The sequence below is a fragment of the Parabacteroides sp. HGS0025 genome (assembly GCF_000969845.1).
Taxonomy (GTDB): Bacteria; Bacteroidota; Bacteroidia; order Bacteroidales; family Tannerellaceae; genus Parabacteroides; species Parabacteroides gordonii.
Genome location: NZ_KQ033902.1, coordinates 3,466,948 through 3,483,350, shown reverse-complemented (window position 1 = coordinate 3,483,350; position 16,403 = coordinate 3,466,948). Strand labels below are relative to the sequence as shown.

The window sequence follows — 16,403 nt, the reverse complement described above, 5'->3', positions numbered from 1 at the left end:
ATGGGCTATCCTCCTTCAAGGGTAGCCCATCTTTATATGTAATAATACCAGGTGGATTCCAATTCTGTTTACAACGGATATTCTTCGAACGCATATAACACGGTAGACAAATACCGCTCTCCCGTATCAGGCAGCAGCGCGACGATTGTTTTACCCGCATTCTCCGGCAATTCGGCCAGTTTCAGGGCGGCATATACGGCGGCACCGGAAGAGATACCGACCAACAGGCCTTCGGTCTGAGCCAGTTCGCGGCTGGTGCGGATGGCATCGTCGTTTTCCACTTGGATTACTTCATCCACAATCTTACCATTATATATCTTAGGGATAAAACCTGCACCGATACCCTGTATCTTATGCGGGCCGGGCTTACCGCCGGAAAGGACAGGGGAGTCGCTGGGCTCTACGGCTACGATCTTTACGTTAGGGTTGTGGGCTTTCAAACCTTCGCCGACACCGCTGACGGTACCGCCCGTACCTACACCGGCAACGAATATATCGACCTTGCCGTCCGTATCGCGCCAGATTTCCTGTGCCGTTGTCTTTACGTGCATGGCAGGGTTTGCCGGGTTCTCGAATTGTTGCAGGATAACAGAGCCCGGTGTTTCATCGCGCAAGGCTTCCGCTTTGGCGATAGCACCTTTCATGCCGTCGGCTCCGGGGGTCAGGACGAGGTTGGCGCCGAGTGCTTTCAGCAGGTTACGGCGTTCCAGGCTCATGGTTTCCGGCATGGTCAGTATCAGTTTATATCCTTTGGCGGCAGAGACGAAGGCCAGTCCGACGCCGGTATTTCCACTGGTGGGCTCGATGATGGTGGCTCCCGGTTTCAGGATGCCTTTTTCTTCGGCATCTTCGATCATTGCCAGGGCGACGCGGTCTTTCACACTGCCTGCCGGGTTAAAGTATTCCAGTTTTCCGATCAGTTTAGCTTTTAATCCTTTACTTGCATTGAAATTAGAAAACTCCAACAGGGGAGTGTTTCCTACCAGATCGGTCAGTTTTTTTGCTACGTTTGCCATATTCTTTTATAATTCTAGTTGTTCTTATTTATACAACAAAGATAAGGCCTGATTGGGTTACGGGAAATACCATAAACAGGGTATATTTTGTTTTTGTTTCTTAACAATAAAATAATTCTCTTATCTTTGTACTATTCCGAATGTAACAGATGGAAGAGAACGAACTTATTTTATTACTAAAACAAAGTAACCAGGAAGCTTTTACTACTTTATATAAGAAGTACTGGAAGCAGGTGTACAATTTCAGCCGGCTTTACCTGACGAGTCAGAGTGTAGCGGAAGAAGTTGTGCAGGAAGTCTTTATTAAGGTATGGGAGTCGCGCGACTTTATGCGGGAGGAGGATAATTTTAAGGGATTGCTTTTTATCATCACCCGCAATCTGATCTTTAATATGCATCGTAAAAACCTGAATGAGGACTTCTATAAGATGACTGTTCTTTCCGCTATGGAAAACTCATACGATATCGAGGAAGAGATCGATGCGAAGAACCTGAGTGAATATATCGATCTGTTGATTGCCGACCTGCCACCCCGCCGGCGTGAAATATTTAATCTGAGCCGGAAAGAGAACAAAAGTTATAAAGAGATCTCCCAACTCCTGGGTGTTTCTGAAAAGACCGTTGAAAATCAAATTGGTGAAGCACTGAAGTTTTTGAGGAAGAATCTCATATTACTGTCCCTGTTTTTATAGAACCGATACCACTCCTTTCTTTTCACGAAAAAAAATTGCGGCCGGATAGGGGGTACCCGTCTGTTCGCGTGTATTTATTATAAAGTAGATAAATAGACATGGAGCACAACGATACAAAATATATATTGAAGAAACTGATGCAGGACGCATTGGCTGAACAGGAACAGGCCGCCCTGAACGATCAGGATGCCGTGAAGCGGCATATGACCGGACAATGGGAGAATGCTCCGGATGCGGCCGCTTCCGATCACGTTAACGGAAAACAGATCTGGTACCAGATCTGTCAGAGGCTTTATTCCAAAGCCTCTGACAATAGATATCTATATTATAAAATATATAGTGTAGCGGCTTCCATACTTCTGCTGCTGGCGGTAGGAGGTATGACCTTCTATTTCGCTAAAGAGAATAAGAAAGAAGCTCCGGTCTATATCGTTACTTCGGGCATCCAGAATATGCAGTCGGTCTATTTGCCGGACGGTACGGTCGTGCAACTGGGCCCCGGCAGCAAGTTGACCTATCCTTCCGTCTTCTCCGGTGATGCGCGCGAAATCCATCTGGACGGACAAGCCTTCTTCGATGTCCATAAAAATCCCGGCAAACCGTTTATCGTACATACTCCTCACATGGATGTACAGGCATTAGGCACGGCATTTGAAGTCTTTAACTATGCAATAGAGAACAAACTCGAAACCGTCCTGCTGAACGGTAAAGTGAAAATCGGGCTGAACAATCCTACCGGGGAGCGCAAAGAGTTTATCCTATCCCCGAATGAAAAGATCGTACACGATAAAAGAAGCGACCTGACTTCCATCCTGGATGTCGATGCTGATAAATATACTTCCTGGCGGAAACAGAAAATACTGAGCTTTGAGAATGAGAAGTTATCCATGATCATACCGCGCCTTGAACAATGGTACGGGCGTAAGATTATGTGCCAGCAGGATTTGGCAGAGAAATACCGTTTTACATTTAAAGTGAGGGATGAATCGCTGGAACGCATCTTATTCATGATGGGAGAATCTTCCCCTTTAGGACATCAAAAGACCAATAATGGAAATTTTATAATAGAACTGAAATAATTAATAACTTAAATTTATATGCCTATGGACAGTTAGAGAAGTTAGCCTAAAAAAATTGGAAGATACCTGCAAGTACCTTCCAATCTACGAGTTTTCGAAAAGAATGCAGGTCAAATAGAGTATAAAGGTATGACTTGCATCCGAGTATTTATCAAAAACAATACAAAGTTATGAAAAAAAACAATGACAGGGATTGTTATGTCCCGTTATTTAGAAAAACAATTCGCGTTATGAAGATCACAACCTTATTTTCGTTAGGCGTTGCCTGTTGTATATCTGCTTCTACTTATGCGCAGAATTACAAAGTATCGATCAACAAAAAGAACAGTAGTATAATTGAGATCTTGAAGGACATCGAGAAGAACAGTGAATTCTCGTTTTTCTTTAACGACAATCATGTAAACGTCAACAGGAAAGCAAGTGTAAAAGCCAAAGATGCCACTTTAGAAGAGGTCTTAGACCAGGTGTTCCGGGATACCGGATATAATTACCAGATCATCGACCGCCAGGTACTGGTAAAGGCCGACAATGCGGAAAAGACTGTCGCCGGTGTGATGGTGGCACAGCAGAACAAGATGGTGAGCGGTGTTGTTACCGATACTAACAATGAACCGATTATCGGGGCGAATATTATCGTGAAAGGGACTACGGTAGGGAGTATTACCGACCTGGATGGTAAATTCATGCTAGAAGTGAAGAACGGGGATATTCTCCAGGTTTCCTTTATCGGTTATCTGACACAGGAAATTCCTTACACCGGACAAGCTATGCTGAATGTGAATTTAGTGGAAGACACACAAAAGCTGGAAGAAGTTGTTGTGGTAGGTTACGGTGTACAAAAGAAACTGAATATGTCGGGCGCTGTTGCCCAGGTAGACAGTAAGGTATTGGAGAATCGCCCGGTGCAGAACGTATCTTCCGCCCTTCAGGGAATCATGCCCGGTGTGACGGTTACTTCCGGACAGGGACGTCCCGGACAGGATGGTGCAACGATCCGTGTGCGTGGTGTCGGTACGTTGAATACCGCCGACCCGTATATCCTGGTGGATGGTGTCGAGACCGGAACGATGAACTCGGTAGACCCGAACGACATCGAAAGCATTTCCGTATTGAAAGATGCCGCATCGGCTGCCATCTACGGTTCGAAAGCATCGAACGGGGTTATCCTGATCACGACGAAACGGGGTAAGAGCGGCAAACCGCGCATTTCCTATAACGGGTATGTCGGCGTTCAGCGGGCAACGGAGATGATCGACCGCATGAGCTCCTACGATTACGCACGTCTCTATAACCAGTCGTTGGTGAACGAAGGATTGAATCAACGTTTCTCCGATAGTGAAATACAATTGTTCAAAGATGGTACAGACCCTAATTACCCGAATACGGATTGGTATGACGAAGCCTACCAGACAGGTGTGCAGCATTCTCATAACGTAAGTATCAGTGGTGGTACGGAAACAGCCAAATACATGGGATCGGTCGGCTACCTGCACCAGACGGGTATCCTTCCGCATTCCGAAAGACAGCAGTTCAACGGCCGTACCAATATGGATATGAAGCTGAACTCCCGATTGACTGTCCGTCTGAACCTGGCTTATATCAAGAATGACTATTCCGACCCGAACTCATCCTACGCAAGCGGTAGTTCCGACCAGATCATCCGCCAGTTGAACCGTATCGCCCCGTGGATCGTGAACCGCTACGATGACGGTACTTACGGCACGATCTCCGACGGTAACCCGATTGCCTGGCTGGATGCAAACCAGACTGTCGACCGCAAGAACCAGAACTTCTCCGGCACGTTGGCAGCCGATTATAAGATACTCGACGGCCTGATGGCAACCGTTACAGGTTCTTATGTAAATAACAAGCAAGATTATACCGCTTTCCAGAAATATATCGAGTATAATCCGAATAAGAAAACAGAGCCGAATAAACTGAATAAGCATTTCTACGGCTGGCACCGTGCCTCTTTCGACGCTTTGCTGAATTACGACAAACAATTCAGTAAGCACGGCTTGAAAGCAATGGCCGGTTGGCATACCGAGAAATATGATTATAGCGAAAGCAAAGTGGAACGTAAAAACTTCCCGACAAACGACCTGACAGACATCAATGCCGGGGATGCAGCGACACAGAAGAACGAAGGCTTTACTCGTGAACTGGCCATGATCTCCTGGTTCGGTCGTGTGAACTATGATTATATGGGCAAATACCTCGTGGAAGCCAATATCCGTGCGGATGCTTCTTCCCGTTTTGCCGACGGTAACCGTTGGGGGTATTTCCCTTCGTTCTCCGGTGCATGGCGCATAAGCGAAGAAGGTTTTATGGAAGACACGAAAGGTTGGTTGAACAACCTGAAAATACGCGGTTCATGGGGTAAACTAGGTAACCAGGATGCTTTGAAGGATTATTATCCCTGGATGAATACCTATGACCTGGATGCCAAATATCCGTTAGGCGGTTCTTTGCAATCGGGTTATTATCAGAAGTCTTACAAGCTGTCTACCATTACTTGGGAAAAAGCCCGTACCTGGGGACTCGGTCTAGATGCGACGATCAACAACAAGATCAACTTCACTTTCGATTATTACGACCGCAAGACAACCGGTATCATCATGGACGTACCCGTACCGCAGGAGTTCGGTCTGGATGCTTATAAAGATAATGTAGGCGAAATGGTAAACAAAGGAGTTGAAATCGTTTTGAGCTACAACAATACATGGGGCGACTGGTCATTCGGTGCAGCCGGTAACTTTGCCTACAATAAGAACGAGGTACTGAACCTGGGTGGTGTAACCGACATGGTAGACCCCGACAACGGTAACATTCTCCGTCGCGTAGGCGAACGCCTGAACTCCTACCGTGTCTATAAGGCAGATGGTTTCTTCAATTCCGACGAAGCAGCACAAGCCTGGATGGATAAATATTCCACACAAGCCGGTTATCCGTTCGGTACCCGCAAGTTCAAAGCCGGAGACCTTATCTATCAGGATACGGACAACGATGGCAAGATCACGGCAGACGACCGTATCATGGCCGGTTCGAAAGATCCTTCCGTTACCTTCGGTTTAGATCTGAACGCAAGCTATAAAGGTTTCGACCTCTCCATGAAGTTCTCCGGTGCAGCAGGTGTACACCGCCTGATCAACCAGGAAGTGACCGGTTACTTCAACGGCGACGACTCTCATCCTGCCACTGTCTGGTTGGATGCCTGGACACCCGATAACCAGGATGCCAAGATGCCGCGCATTGCCTATTCGACTACTTCTCCCAGCTTATCGTCAAATGTGATGTCTGATTTCTGGGTACAGAATGCCAGCTATCTGCGCATGAAGAACCTTCAGTTTGGCTATACCATTCCGAAGAATATCCTGAAACCGGTCGGTATCGATAACCTACGCGTTTATTATTCGGTAGAAAACCTGTTTACGATCCATAACATGCTTGTCAATGTCGACCCGGAAATCTCCAGCGAACGTGCTTCCAGTTTCCCGTTGACCCAGACACATGCTTTCGGTGTGAATATAACATTCTAATAGGAACGATTAGTTATGAATAAAATAAAAGGATATAATATGAAACGCTTATATATATATATGATAGCCGGAATGACTTTGGCCGGCACATCCTGTTCAGATTTTTTAGATACAGTACCTAAAGATGCACTGTCTCCCGCTACCACCTGGCAGACAGAAGGTGATGCCGAAAAGTTCCTGATCGGTTGTTACGACGGTTGGGGTGATGAAACCGGTATTATGTATTGGGATTGCGGGTCGGACTTCGGCTTCAACTACCATATTCATGAGAACTGGAAGAATGTCGGCAACGGTAGTATGACAGCCAGCAACCAGGTTGCGGATTATTATGATTTCTCCATGATCCGCCGTTGCAATGACTTCCTGACCAATATCGAACCGCTTGAGTTTGCCGATTCAAAGAAGAAAGACAATATGATCGGCCAGGTAAAGACAATCCGTGCTTATCAGTATTTCAACATGAACTGGTGGTATGGCGGTGTTCCTATCATCGACTCTTACGAAACAGCCGATGACGCAAAGGTAGCCCGCAATACGGAAGATGAAGTAAAGAAATTCATTTATGACGAACTGGATGCCGCTATTCCTTTATTAAATGATGCACCTGCCGCAATAGGTTATATCGCGAAAGGTACCGCCCTGGCTCTCAAAATGCGTTCGGCGCTATACTATGGTGACTATCAGCGTGCAATAGATGCTTCAAAGGCAATTATCGCTCTGGGACAATATGACCTGGATCCCAGTTTTGAAAATCTTTTCACCATCGCAGGACAAGGATCGAAAGAAATCATCGCTTCTGTTCAGCGCGACGAAAACCTGTATGATAACTGGATGATCGGAACGATGTACAACAATGCCGATGGAGGTTGGTCGTCGATGGTTCCGACTCAGAACCTGGTAGACGCCTACGAAATGAGTAATGGTTTGACCAAGGAAGAAGCCGGAAGCGGTTACGACGCTACCCATCCGTATGCCAATCGCGACCCACGTATGGCTATGACCGTTCTTTTCCCCGGAATGGATTGGGAAGGTGGTATCCTGAATACACTGGATGCTACGATCGACGGAAATAAAAATCCAAATAATCCGGATGATGCCGATAATGCTTCCAAAACAGCGCTTACCTGGGGAAAATACCTGTCAGACAAGTCTCAATATACTGATATGTGGGCTACCAGTGCAGCGATGATTATCTTCCGTTATGCCGAAGTATTATTAAGTTATGCCGAAGCCGAAAACGAATTGAATGGCCCTTCTGCTGAGGTATATAATATGTTAGATCAGGTTCGCAACCGTGTCGGTATGCCGGCAGTAGACCGCAGTAAATATGCCACGAAGGACAAACTACGTGAACTGATCCGCCGCGAACGCTCTATCGAACTGGCTGGTGAAGGTCTTCGACGTGCCGACATCCTTCGTTGGAAAGACAGTAGCGGTAAGATGCTGGCCGAGACCGTACTGAACGGTCCGTTGACCCGCCCGGCAGGAACAGTAAATGTCAATGAACCGGATCCTTACAAACGTGCAACAATTAGCGGTACGAGCCTGATTGAAAACCGTTCATTCGCCACTCATAACCGTTATCTGCCGATCAAACAGGATTATCTGGATAAGAACCCGAACCTGAAACAGAACACAGGTTACTAATAGGTATTAGTGTATTATACTAATTAGTTTATGAGGGATATATTGGATTCTTTCTGATATATCCCTTCTTTTGTAAAGAAAAACACTTGAATCATATGAAGTATTATAAATCACTCTGTTTTATCCTGCTTTTCGCTAGCCTTCTATCTGGATACGGATGCAGTTCCTCTTCCCCTGTACGGCAGGTATTGGATATGAATACCGATTGGGCTTTCTACCGGGGCGATGTGGAAGAAGGCCATAAGGCAGACCTGGATGACTCCGGCTGGATGCCTGCCGTTATACCCCATATCATGCAACTGGAGACAAAGCATTGCGGCGGAAATTCAATCTATGACGGCATTGGCTGGTATCGCCGTTATTTCAAGCTACCGGCGGAATATAAGGGTAAACGCATTGTCGTTTCTTTTGAAGGTGTCATGACAAACTGCGATGTCTATTTGAACGAAGAAAAGATAACGACGCATCACGGCGGTTATATGGGATTTGTGGCAGACCTCACGGATCGTATCAATTGGGATGGAAACAATATACTCGCTGTCCGCGTCTCTGCCGAATATGATCCGCTGACACCTCCGGGAAAGCCGCAGGATAAGATGGACTTTTATTATTATAGCGGCATCTACCGGGATGTAAGCATGGTGATCACCGATAAGGTCTACATAACAGATCCTTTGCAGGAAAATATCATAGCCGGCGGAGGACAGTTCGTCACCTTCCCGGAAGTCACCAAAGAACGGGCAAAAACGCATCTGTCTACGCATATCCGTAACCTGACGGACGAATATAAGGATCTGACAATCCTTTCCCGGTTAAGGGATACCACAGGCCATGTGGTTGCTCAGACAGAGACTCCGGTACGCCTGCTAAAACAATCGGACGAGACTGTGGAACAGGACTTGGTTATCGACAGCCCAACCTTATGGCATCCTTATACACCTTATCTCTATACGTTGCAGACGCAATTATTATCCGGAGATAGAGTGCTGGATGAAACAAATAAAAAGATCGGTATCCGTACGATCCGTTATACAGCGGAAGAAGGTTTTTTCATCAACGGGGAGAAACTGTACATGCGCGGAGCTAACCGTCACCAGGCTTATGCTAATATAGGAGATGCAGCCTCCAACTCGATGCAGGCCAGGGATGTGATCGACCTGAAACGCGGAGGTTATAATGCCGTCCGCGCCGCCCATTATCCGGCTGATCCGGCTTTTCTGGATGCTTGCGACCAATATGGCTTGCTGGTTGTCGAATGTATCCCCGGCTGGCAGTTCTACAATCCCGACTCTACGTTTATCAGGCGCCTTTATGATATCGGGCGGCAGATGATCCGCCGTGACCGGAACCATCCTTCGGTTGTGCTTTGGGAAACGGCATTGAACGAGTCCCGTTATCCGGTTTCCTTGGCCAAAGAGATACAGGAATTATCCCATGCGGAGTATCCGGGTGACCAGATGTACACTGCCGGCGATTATTTCGGGCATGCTGATATGGAACCCTATTACGATGTCTTTTATAAGCAGGTATCCCGCTTTCCGAAAGATGGCGATGTGATGAGCAATTATCCCGAAGATTTTATTTCGGTCAAGCCTTTATTCACCCGTGAATGGGGCGACGGTGTAGGAGAGAAGCCGCGTGTCAGCCTGAAAGAGAATGAAGAAGAACAGATGCGCCAGTGCCGTAGCCGTATCGAACAGCTGAACGGACAGGGATATTTCGACTGGTGTATGCTGGATGCCAATCCACATATGGGAGGGCATTTCGTATGGAGTTACAATGATTACGCGCGGGGGAGCCAGGATGAAACGATGTATAGCGGTGTGGTCGACATCAACCGTTATCCGAAGTTCAGCTATTTCATGTTGCAGAGCATGCGCGATCAATCTGTTTCCCAGCCGGGATTATATGAAGGCCCGATGGTTTTTATCGCCTCTTATAACGCTTCGGAAGATTTTAGTTCGTCCACGACAGATATTACGGTCTTTTCCAATTGTGAAGAGGTCAGGTTATACCGTAACGATAAACCGGTAGGAAAACAGACGCGGGAGGAAAGAACCCCATTCTATCGTTCGATAGTAGAAAAAGGAGGAAGCCCTGCCTTTATTTTTAATGCCGGGGCATATGAAGCCGGAACATTAAGAGCGGAAGCCTTAACAGATGGGAAAGTAATAGCCACCCATAACGTGACAACACCGGAAAAGGCAGATCATCTGGTTGTCGATATTAAAACCAATGGCATAACTCCCGCAGCAGACGGCTCGGATATGATTCCCGTTTATGTAAAGGTCTGCGATAAAAATGGTTCTTTAGTCTATAATTCTCAACAGGAGATACGGATCAAGGTGTCTGGTGAAGGCATATTGATAGGCGACACGATCAGCCGGATCGGTATCAATCCGCAAAAGGTGGAGGGCGGTATCGGTTTTGCTTTTATACGGACAACGAAGAAAGCCGGGAATATAACGGTAGAAGCTACAGCAGATGGACTGTCTGCCGGGAAAGCCGAAATTAGAACAGTTCCCGCTGAAATTTCTTACCTGCTGGATGGAGAACATACCGCATTTACCGGTACAGAGGAAGATAATGTAATCGTGAAGCCATCTTCCTGGCAAAAACGTATGCTGGAAAGACCTCGTTTAAAGATCGCTTCCGTACAGGTCGGTAGTAGCCAGAACGGTTACCCCGCATCAAATATAATAGATAACGACGATCATACCTGGTGGATCGCAGGGGAAGATAAACTCCCACAGGTGGTTACCTTGTCCCTGGATCGTCCGGTTTATGTAGCGGCCAGCCGTATCCTTTTCCAGAAAGACAGTTCTTCCTACAAACATAAAGTAGAAACTTCCCGTGACGGCGAACATTGGGAACCTCTTTACGAACGGGAATGTACCGGCTGGGAATTTAAGCCGATGACGGTAGACCGTGAAATAAAATATCTCCGTTTAACCATCGAGGATGTCTCGGAAGGACGTGCAGGGCTGGGGGAGATATCCCTTTATTGATTTCGAGGAACAAGACAACTGTCTTGACCTACTCTCTTTATAGTGCTGAAAAGAAGCTATAATAGTCCTGTCAAACCAGCACAATAGTGCTATTCTCCTATAAGAACTACGCAAACCTTTGCGTAGTTTTTTTTCGTATAAGCGGCTGTACCCAAGCAGCAAAAGTTATACATTTGATCCATTAATAACTTAATTCTTAATACGATGAAACTCTATTCTTTATTCTTATGCGCATCAGCCGCCCTCTTACTGGGCACTCAAAATATAGATGCACAGGTCACCGAAAGACCGCGCCCGGCAGAATGGGATCACCTGGTGGAAGGAGCCCGGTTTATGGATCGTTTTCTTCCGATGCCTGCCGGAAAATTAAGTAGTGACGTATGGGGCGCAAAAAATGTAATCCCCCGATATATAGATAACGGCATTGAAGATGATGTACGTTCCTATTGGGGAGGAAACATTATAAAAGATAATGCGGGGCAATATCATCTATACGTCTGCGGATGGCCGGAAAACTCACCTAAAGGTCATATGTTCTGGCCGAACTCGACAGTTTACCACGCAGTATGCAACAATTCCATCGGCCCTTTTATGATTAAAGATACCATCGGCCCGGGACATAACCCCGAAGCTTTTCGCCTGAAAGACGGCCGTGTTGTTGTTTATGTCATCGACGGTTATTACCTGGCAGACGATCTGAATGGCCCCTGGACATACAATAAGTTCGACTTCGATAAACGCGACCGCCCTATAATCGAAGGCTTATCGAACCTCACTTTCTCCCAACGCGAGGACGGCTCTTATCTGATGGTATGCCGTGGCGGCGGTGTATGGATCAGTCAAACAGGGCTTTCCCCTTACAATCAGATTACGGATAAACGGGTATATCCCCCAGTAAAAGGCGAGTTCGAAGACCCTGTTGTCTGGCGTGATCATGTCCAGTATCACCTGATCGTGAATGACTGGCTGGGACGTATCGCCTTTTACCTGCGCTCGAAAGATGGTATCAACTGGGTAACCGATCCGGGTGAAGCCTATCTTCCCGGTATCTCTGTCCATGAAGACGGAAAAGTAGAGGACTGGTTTAAATACGAACGTATTAAAATCCTGCAAGACGAATACGGCCGTGCCATCCAGGCCAACTTTGCAGTGATCGACACCCTGAAGCATGAAGACCTTCCGAATGATAACCATAGCTCTAAAAATATCAGTATCCCGTTAAATCCGGGCTTACTGCTGACAGTCCTCGACACAAAACCTATTACACCGAATACGAAAACGATCCGTATAAAGATCGCTGCCGAAGAAGGATTTGACCCGCAAACGGATATCGATCTCAACTCCTTACGCTTCGGTGCTTCTACGGAAGTAAATTTCGGAAAAGGAAGTAAAGTCTTAAGTACTGCGAAAGAAGGGAAAGACCTGATTGTCACTTTAGATGCCAAAGGTAACGGTATCACAGCCGAAGAGTTCGCTCCCAAGTTATTAGGAAAAACAACTGCCGGCAAACTACTCTACGGATATGCCCGTCTCCCCTGGGTCAGCTATAACGATCCGATCCTTTCTGCCCGTATGCCTGTCTTTGCCGCAGATGGTCGGAATATGACTATCGAAGTGGAGAATTTCGGCCAGATAACATCCAAACCGGCCGTTTTGAAACTGAAACAACTAAAGGATGGCAAAAAGACGGAAATCGGACAAACCAAACTCCCGTCACTCGCTCCTTATGGGAAAACGAAAGTGACACTCTCCGGTAAATCGAATTTCAGTAAAGAGGAAGCCGGCAATTTCATACTGACTATCCGGACAACAGATAATATAGTCTCTACTTTCACTTATCAGACGACCCCAAATAAGTAGCAATAAAATCTGAACAGATATTCCTCTTTAGTTATAAAACATTAATAAAACAGTCATTTATAAGGGTTTAATATAATATGCCTTCTCTTTATATAAAGAAGGCATATTATATTATACTTTTTACTTGATAGATTATGAAATACTGTTTAGCTTTCCTGTTATTTATTTTATTAGCTTGTCAACAGAATCAAAAAGGTACAGTGCCTGAGATAAATCCGGATCTGTTTATTAATAAAGAAATAAAGTTGTCGGATATAGCAGACAGTGTCATATATGTATCATTTGATACGACTGTAATTTTTCGTGGCATCCGGCATTGTGAATATATGGATAGCTTCATTTTAATAAGTACGGGCGATGAATTACTAAAGTACGACAATTCCGGCAACTATATACAATCGATCGGTTCTTTAGGCCCCGGACCGGAAGAATATACCCGGTGTTTACAATTTACTGTCGATAGGGAAGATAAAAGAATTTTCATATTATGTAATCCGGAAGTAATTGTTTATTCATTAGATGGTTCTTTTCTGAACCGGATCAAATTGCCGGATAATCTTAATCCTATTTATATTAAATACCAGAATCAAAGCTTATATTGTTTTTCATTGATTCATACATCAATAAATCAATCTCCTTATCTTTGGGGAAGAGTGGATGCAAATAATGGCCGGATAATAACGCTTAAACCAAATACTGATATAAAATTCACCTCTGATGAAATCTCTATTCGAGGCAATTATACCTGTCAATCTGCAGATGGTACATTACTTTACTGGAATCATTTCAATGATACTATTTTCCATTTGAATGATTCACAAGAAAGTATGGCATATCTATGGTCACAAGGAAGTTTTCGGCTTACACCGGCAAAAATGACGGATAAAACGGATAATTCTTGTCTGAAAGCAAGAACGATTTTAGATACTCCTAATTATTTATTCATCGAGTATCGTCAGAACAGCGAATATAATCTTTGTCTGTATGATAAAAGTCGGGATCTGTTTTTCCGCCATCCGGCAAGAGAAATCCTCAATGATATAGATGAAGGTATTCCTGTATCAATTTACGATTGTTGGTCTATTGGAAAAAGAAAATATCTAATCTTTTCTTATCTTGCTCAGGAGGTAAAAGAAAAACTATCTCATACTACAAACAGGAAGCTTGCAGAATGGGCGAATGGGTTGAAAGAAGAAGACAATGATGTATTGATATTAGTTCGGTTAAAGTGATTCTTCAATTGTTTTCAATCTGCTTTTTTTAAATACGCATAAATTTTCTTGTAAGCTGTTGCAATATGTGCTTCAACCGTTTTTTGTGATATAGCTAGTAAGACTGCTATTTCCTTTTGTTTGAGTTTATCCGAAAGAAACAATCTGAATACTTCCCTGCATTTTTCTGGTAAAGAATGGATTGCTTTCTGTATAAGCTCCTGCTGCTCCTGGGCTAATAATTTAGCTTCCGGATCACTTCCATCCGAAATTATTTCTATATGATATAGCTCCAGCGAGTCTTTTTCCGGTTCATTTGTTCTCCGTATATAATGTAATGCCTGATTTTTAACAGATGTATAAAGATAGCTTTCAATGTTCTCAATCTTGTCCAACGTCTCCCGCTTCTTCCACATAATAAAGAATACATCAGACACTGCTTCTTCCGCTTGCTCTTTTGAAGATAAATAATAAAGTGCATGATGGAACAACTGTTGATAATACATGTCGAAGAGTAGACGAAAAGCCTTTTCGTCTCCCTTGGCTATATTATCGATCAGGGATGATTTAGCGTATCCTCTTGTCCTAAATTTCATACGTTCAGAGTTCAGTGGTTTATCTCGATACTAAAGAAAATAAGTAGTTTTTACAGGAGTAAATATACAGCTTTTCTTTTACGTGCAGTTTGTTCTCTATCTTTTTAATGAAATAATTAACGTAGTGATATTCCAGTAAATCAGAGGAATACAGGAGTGATTGTGGCGATGAGCTTTTATAATTCATAAGGTGACCTATTTGTGTTACCCGGAAATTCCCCGTCCGGATTGAACATAAAGAAAGCGTGGGAACTGCTGAATATACCTAAATACGAGGTTCTAGACTACCCTATAGACGATATAAACAACATCCCACGCTCTTTATTTGATATATTAGGTACACCCATGGGCATACGTACGTATATAACAAGATAAAGAACATGAGCGTTTGTTGTCTACTATCCGTCTATAATGAAATTGTCTAGATTTCGTATTTAGGACAATATTTTTAACGCTTATGTTTTTACTATGTGAATGTGCCGCAACGCTTTGCTTTTTAAGCACGAAACAAATATATATAAAAAAGTCGGAAGCTGTATCTCCCGGCTTGTTATTTTATATCTCATTTCTTTAAATGTTAAAAGTGAACTTCCTTATTAGGGTTTTTTCTGAGACCTGTCATCTATATATATGAATGGGATAATTATTATAAATAAAGAAGATGTCGAATATAAAAAAAAGAAAAGATGAAGAGATCATGAGACGCATTCAGTTCAAGCCGGTAGAAACAGAACCGGATGTCGTCTACGATAAATTATGGCAACGAATCATGAATTCAGATACGATCATTATGGGAGTATCTTCCGTATGGAAGTACACATCTATCGCTGCTTCGATCGCCTTACTTATTGTTTCCTCTTTTTTATATAAGATACATACCGAACCCAGGCCATTGGCGTATATGGAAATTACCTCTATGGCCGGTTCGAAGACACGGGTACTTTTGCCGGATAGCACCACCGTATGGCTGAATGGTAATTCATATATCCGTTATCCCGAAGTTTTTGATAAAAATACACGGCAAATAGAATTGATAGGGGAAGCATTGTTTGATGTAACCGAGAATAAGGAAAAGCCTTTTATCGTGAACCTGGAAGGAATGCGTGTACAAGTGCTGGGTACGGAATTCAATATCCTGGCAGACGCACACTCAGGAGTGATCGAGACTACATTGATAGAAGGATCGGTTGCATTATACAATGAAAAGAACAGTACTGCGACAGCCGACAGGATACTGGTTCCGGGCGAACAGGCACTGTTTGACAAAGAGAGTGGAAGTATAGAGGTACGTCCCGTCAGGACTTCTTCTTATACTTCGTGGGTGACAGGTGACTTCTTTTTTGAGAAAATCACATTTGGAGAGATCCTTGGTGTTTTGGAGCGTTCTTTTAATGTGAAGTTTCATTTAAAAAATGAATCGATAAAAGAGGTATTCTTAACAGCACAGTTTACGCATAAGGAGTCACTGGAGGAAATATTGTCTATTCTGCAAATCTCAATGCGCTATACCTTTGAGATAAAGAATAGGGATGTGTATATCAGATAAATAATTGTTGAACCTTAAAAATTAATTGAAGACCATGAACAGTACGTAAGACCAGGTAAAAAAAATTGGGAATGCTACCAACATCCCCAATTTATGCTCTAAGCGCAGATCATTTAAGTAAACGGCAACTACCAATTGCCATAAATAATCAATTAGATTTTGCAAATGTATGAATAAACATTTAATTAGAGTGTTTCATGGGGTAAAAA

At 44.1% G+C, this 16,403-nt stretch carries 10 protein-coding genes; 8 read left to right on the top strand and 2 right to left on the bottom strand.

What is annotated here, in order from left to right; all coding sequences use genetic code 11:
- Positions 1-68: 68 nt before the first annotated feature.
- Positions 69-1,016: a cysteine synthase A gene (gene cysK / locus HMPREF1212_RS13715; RefSeq protein ID WP_028726790.1), complete on the bottom strand. Its 948-nt coding sequence runs from the start codon at positions 1,014-1,016 to the stop codon at positions 69-71.
- Positions 1,017-1,165: 149 nt separating this feature from the next.
- On the opposite strand from cysK, the gene HMPREF1212_RS13710 reads away from it, so the two are divergent.
- From HMPREF1212_RS13710 to HMPREF1212_RS13680, 7 genes are all read left to right on the top strand, one after another.
- Positions 1,166-1,708: an RNA polymerase sigma-70 factor gene (locus HMPREF1212_RS13710; RefSeq protein WP_046149733.1), complete on the top strand. Its 543-nt coding sequence runs from the start codon at positions 1,166-1,168 to the stop codon at positions 1,706-1,708.
- Positions 1,709-1,806: 98 nt separating this feature from the next.
- Positions 1,807-2,787, top strand: coding sequence for a FecR family protein (locus HMPREF1212_RS13705; protein WP_046149732.1), 981 nt, complete (start codon positions 1,807-1,809; stop codon positions 2,785-2,787).
- 230 nt (positions 2,788-3,017) lie between these two features.
- Positions 3,018-6,326 (top strand): TonB-dependent receptor, encoded by a 3,309-nt coding sequence (locus HMPREF1212_RS13700; protein WP_082099883.1) that lies wholly within the window; start codon positions 3,018-3,020, stop codon positions 6,324-6,326.
- Positions 6,327-6,365: 39 nt separating this feature from the next.
- Positions 6,366-7,973, top strand: a complete 1,608-nt coding sequence (locus tag HMPREF1212_RS13695) for a RagB/SusD family nutrient uptake outer membrane protein (RefSeq protein ID WP_046150394.1) — start codon at positions 6,366-6,368, stop codon at positions 7,971-7,973.
- Between the two features lie 95 nt (positions 7,974-8,068).
- Positions 8,069-10,981 (top strand): glycoside hydrolase family 2 TIM barrel-domain containing protein, encoded by a 2,913-nt coding sequence (locus HMPREF1212_RS13690; RefSeq protein WP_046149731.1) that lies wholly within the window; start codon positions 8,069-8,071, stop codon positions 10,979-10,981.
- A 204-nt stretch (positions 10,982-11,185) separates the two neighbouring features.
- Positions 11,186-12,841, top strand: a complete 1,656-nt coding sequence (locus HMPREF1212_RS13685) for a glycoside hydrolase family protein (protein ID WP_046149730.1) — start codon at positions 11,186-11,188, stop codon at positions 12,839-12,841.
- Between the two features lie 134 nt (positions 12,842-12,975).
- On the top strand, positions 12,976-14,073 hold the full coding sequence (locus HMPREF1212_RS13680) for a 6-bladed beta-propeller (RefSeq protein ID WP_046149729.1): 1,098 nt from the start codon (positions 12,976-12,978) through the stop codon (positions 14,071-14,073).
- 14 nt (positions 14,074-14,087) lie between these two features.
- Here HMPREF1212_RS13680 and HMPREF1212_RS13675 read toward each other — a convergent pair whose 3' ends face one another.
- On the bottom strand, positions 14,088-14,648 hold the full coding sequence (locus HMPREF1212_RS13675) for an RNA polymerase sigma-70 factor (protein ID WP_028726780.1): 561 nt from the start codon (positions 14,646-14,648) through the stop codon (positions 14,088-14,090).
- Positions 14,649-15,309: 661 nt separating this feature from the next.
- On the opposite strand from HMPREF1212_RS13675, the gene HMPREF1212_RS13670 reads away from it, so the two are divergent.
- Positions 15,310-16,194: a FecR family protein gene (locus HMPREF1212_RS13670; RefSeq protein WP_046149728.1), complete on the top strand. Its 885-nt coding sequence runs from the start codon at positions 15,310-15,312 to the stop codon at positions 16,192-16,194.
- Positions 16,195-16,403: the final 209 nt, after the last annotated feature.

What these genes read in the sequence shown, in the direction of transcription:
- HMPREF1212_RS13685 (WP_046149730.1), top strand. Translation starts at nt 11,186, where the DNA reads ATGAAACTCTATTCTTTATTCTTATGCGCATCAGCCGCCCTCTTACTG.
- HMPREF1212_RS13690 (WP_046149731.1), top strand. Translation starts at nt 8,069, where the DNA reads ATGAAGTATTATAAATCACTCTGTTTTATCCTGCTTTTCGCTAGCCTT.
- HMPREF1212_RS13710 (WP_046149733.1), top strand. Translation starts at nt 1,166, where the DNA reads ATGGAAGAGAACGAACTTATTTTATTACTAAAACAAAGTAACCAGGAA.
- HMPREF1212_RS13700 (WP_082099883.1), top strand. Translation starts at nt 3,018, where the DNA reads ATGAAGATCACAACCTTATTTTCGTTAGGCGTTGCCTGTTGTATATCT.
- HMPREF1212_RS13675 (WP_028726780.1), bottom strand. Translation starts at nt 14,648, where the DNA reads ATGAAATTTAGGACAAGAGGATACGCTAAATCATCCCTGATCGATAAT.
- HMPREF1212_RS13670 (WP_046149728.1), top strand. Translation starts at nt 15,310, where the DNA reads ATGTCGAATATAAAAAAAAGAAAAGATGAAGAGATCATGAGACGCATT.
- cysK (WP_028726790.1), bottom strand. Translation starts at nt 1,016, where the DNA reads ATGGCAAACGTAGCAAAAAAACTGACCGATCTGGTAGGAAACACTCCC.
- HMPREF1212_RS13680 (WP_046149729.1), top strand. Translation starts at nt 12,976, where the DNA reads ATGAAATACTGTTTAGCTTTCCTGTTATTTATTTTATTAGCTTGTCAA.
- HMPREF1212_RS13705 (WP_046149732.1), top strand. Translation starts at nt 1,807, where the DNA reads ATGGAGCACAACGATACAAAATATATATTGAAGAAACTGATGCAGGAC.
- HMPREF1212_RS13695 (WP_046150394.1), top strand. Translation starts at nt 6,366, where the DNA reads ATGAAACGCTTATATATATATATGATAGCCGGAATGACTTTGGCCGGC.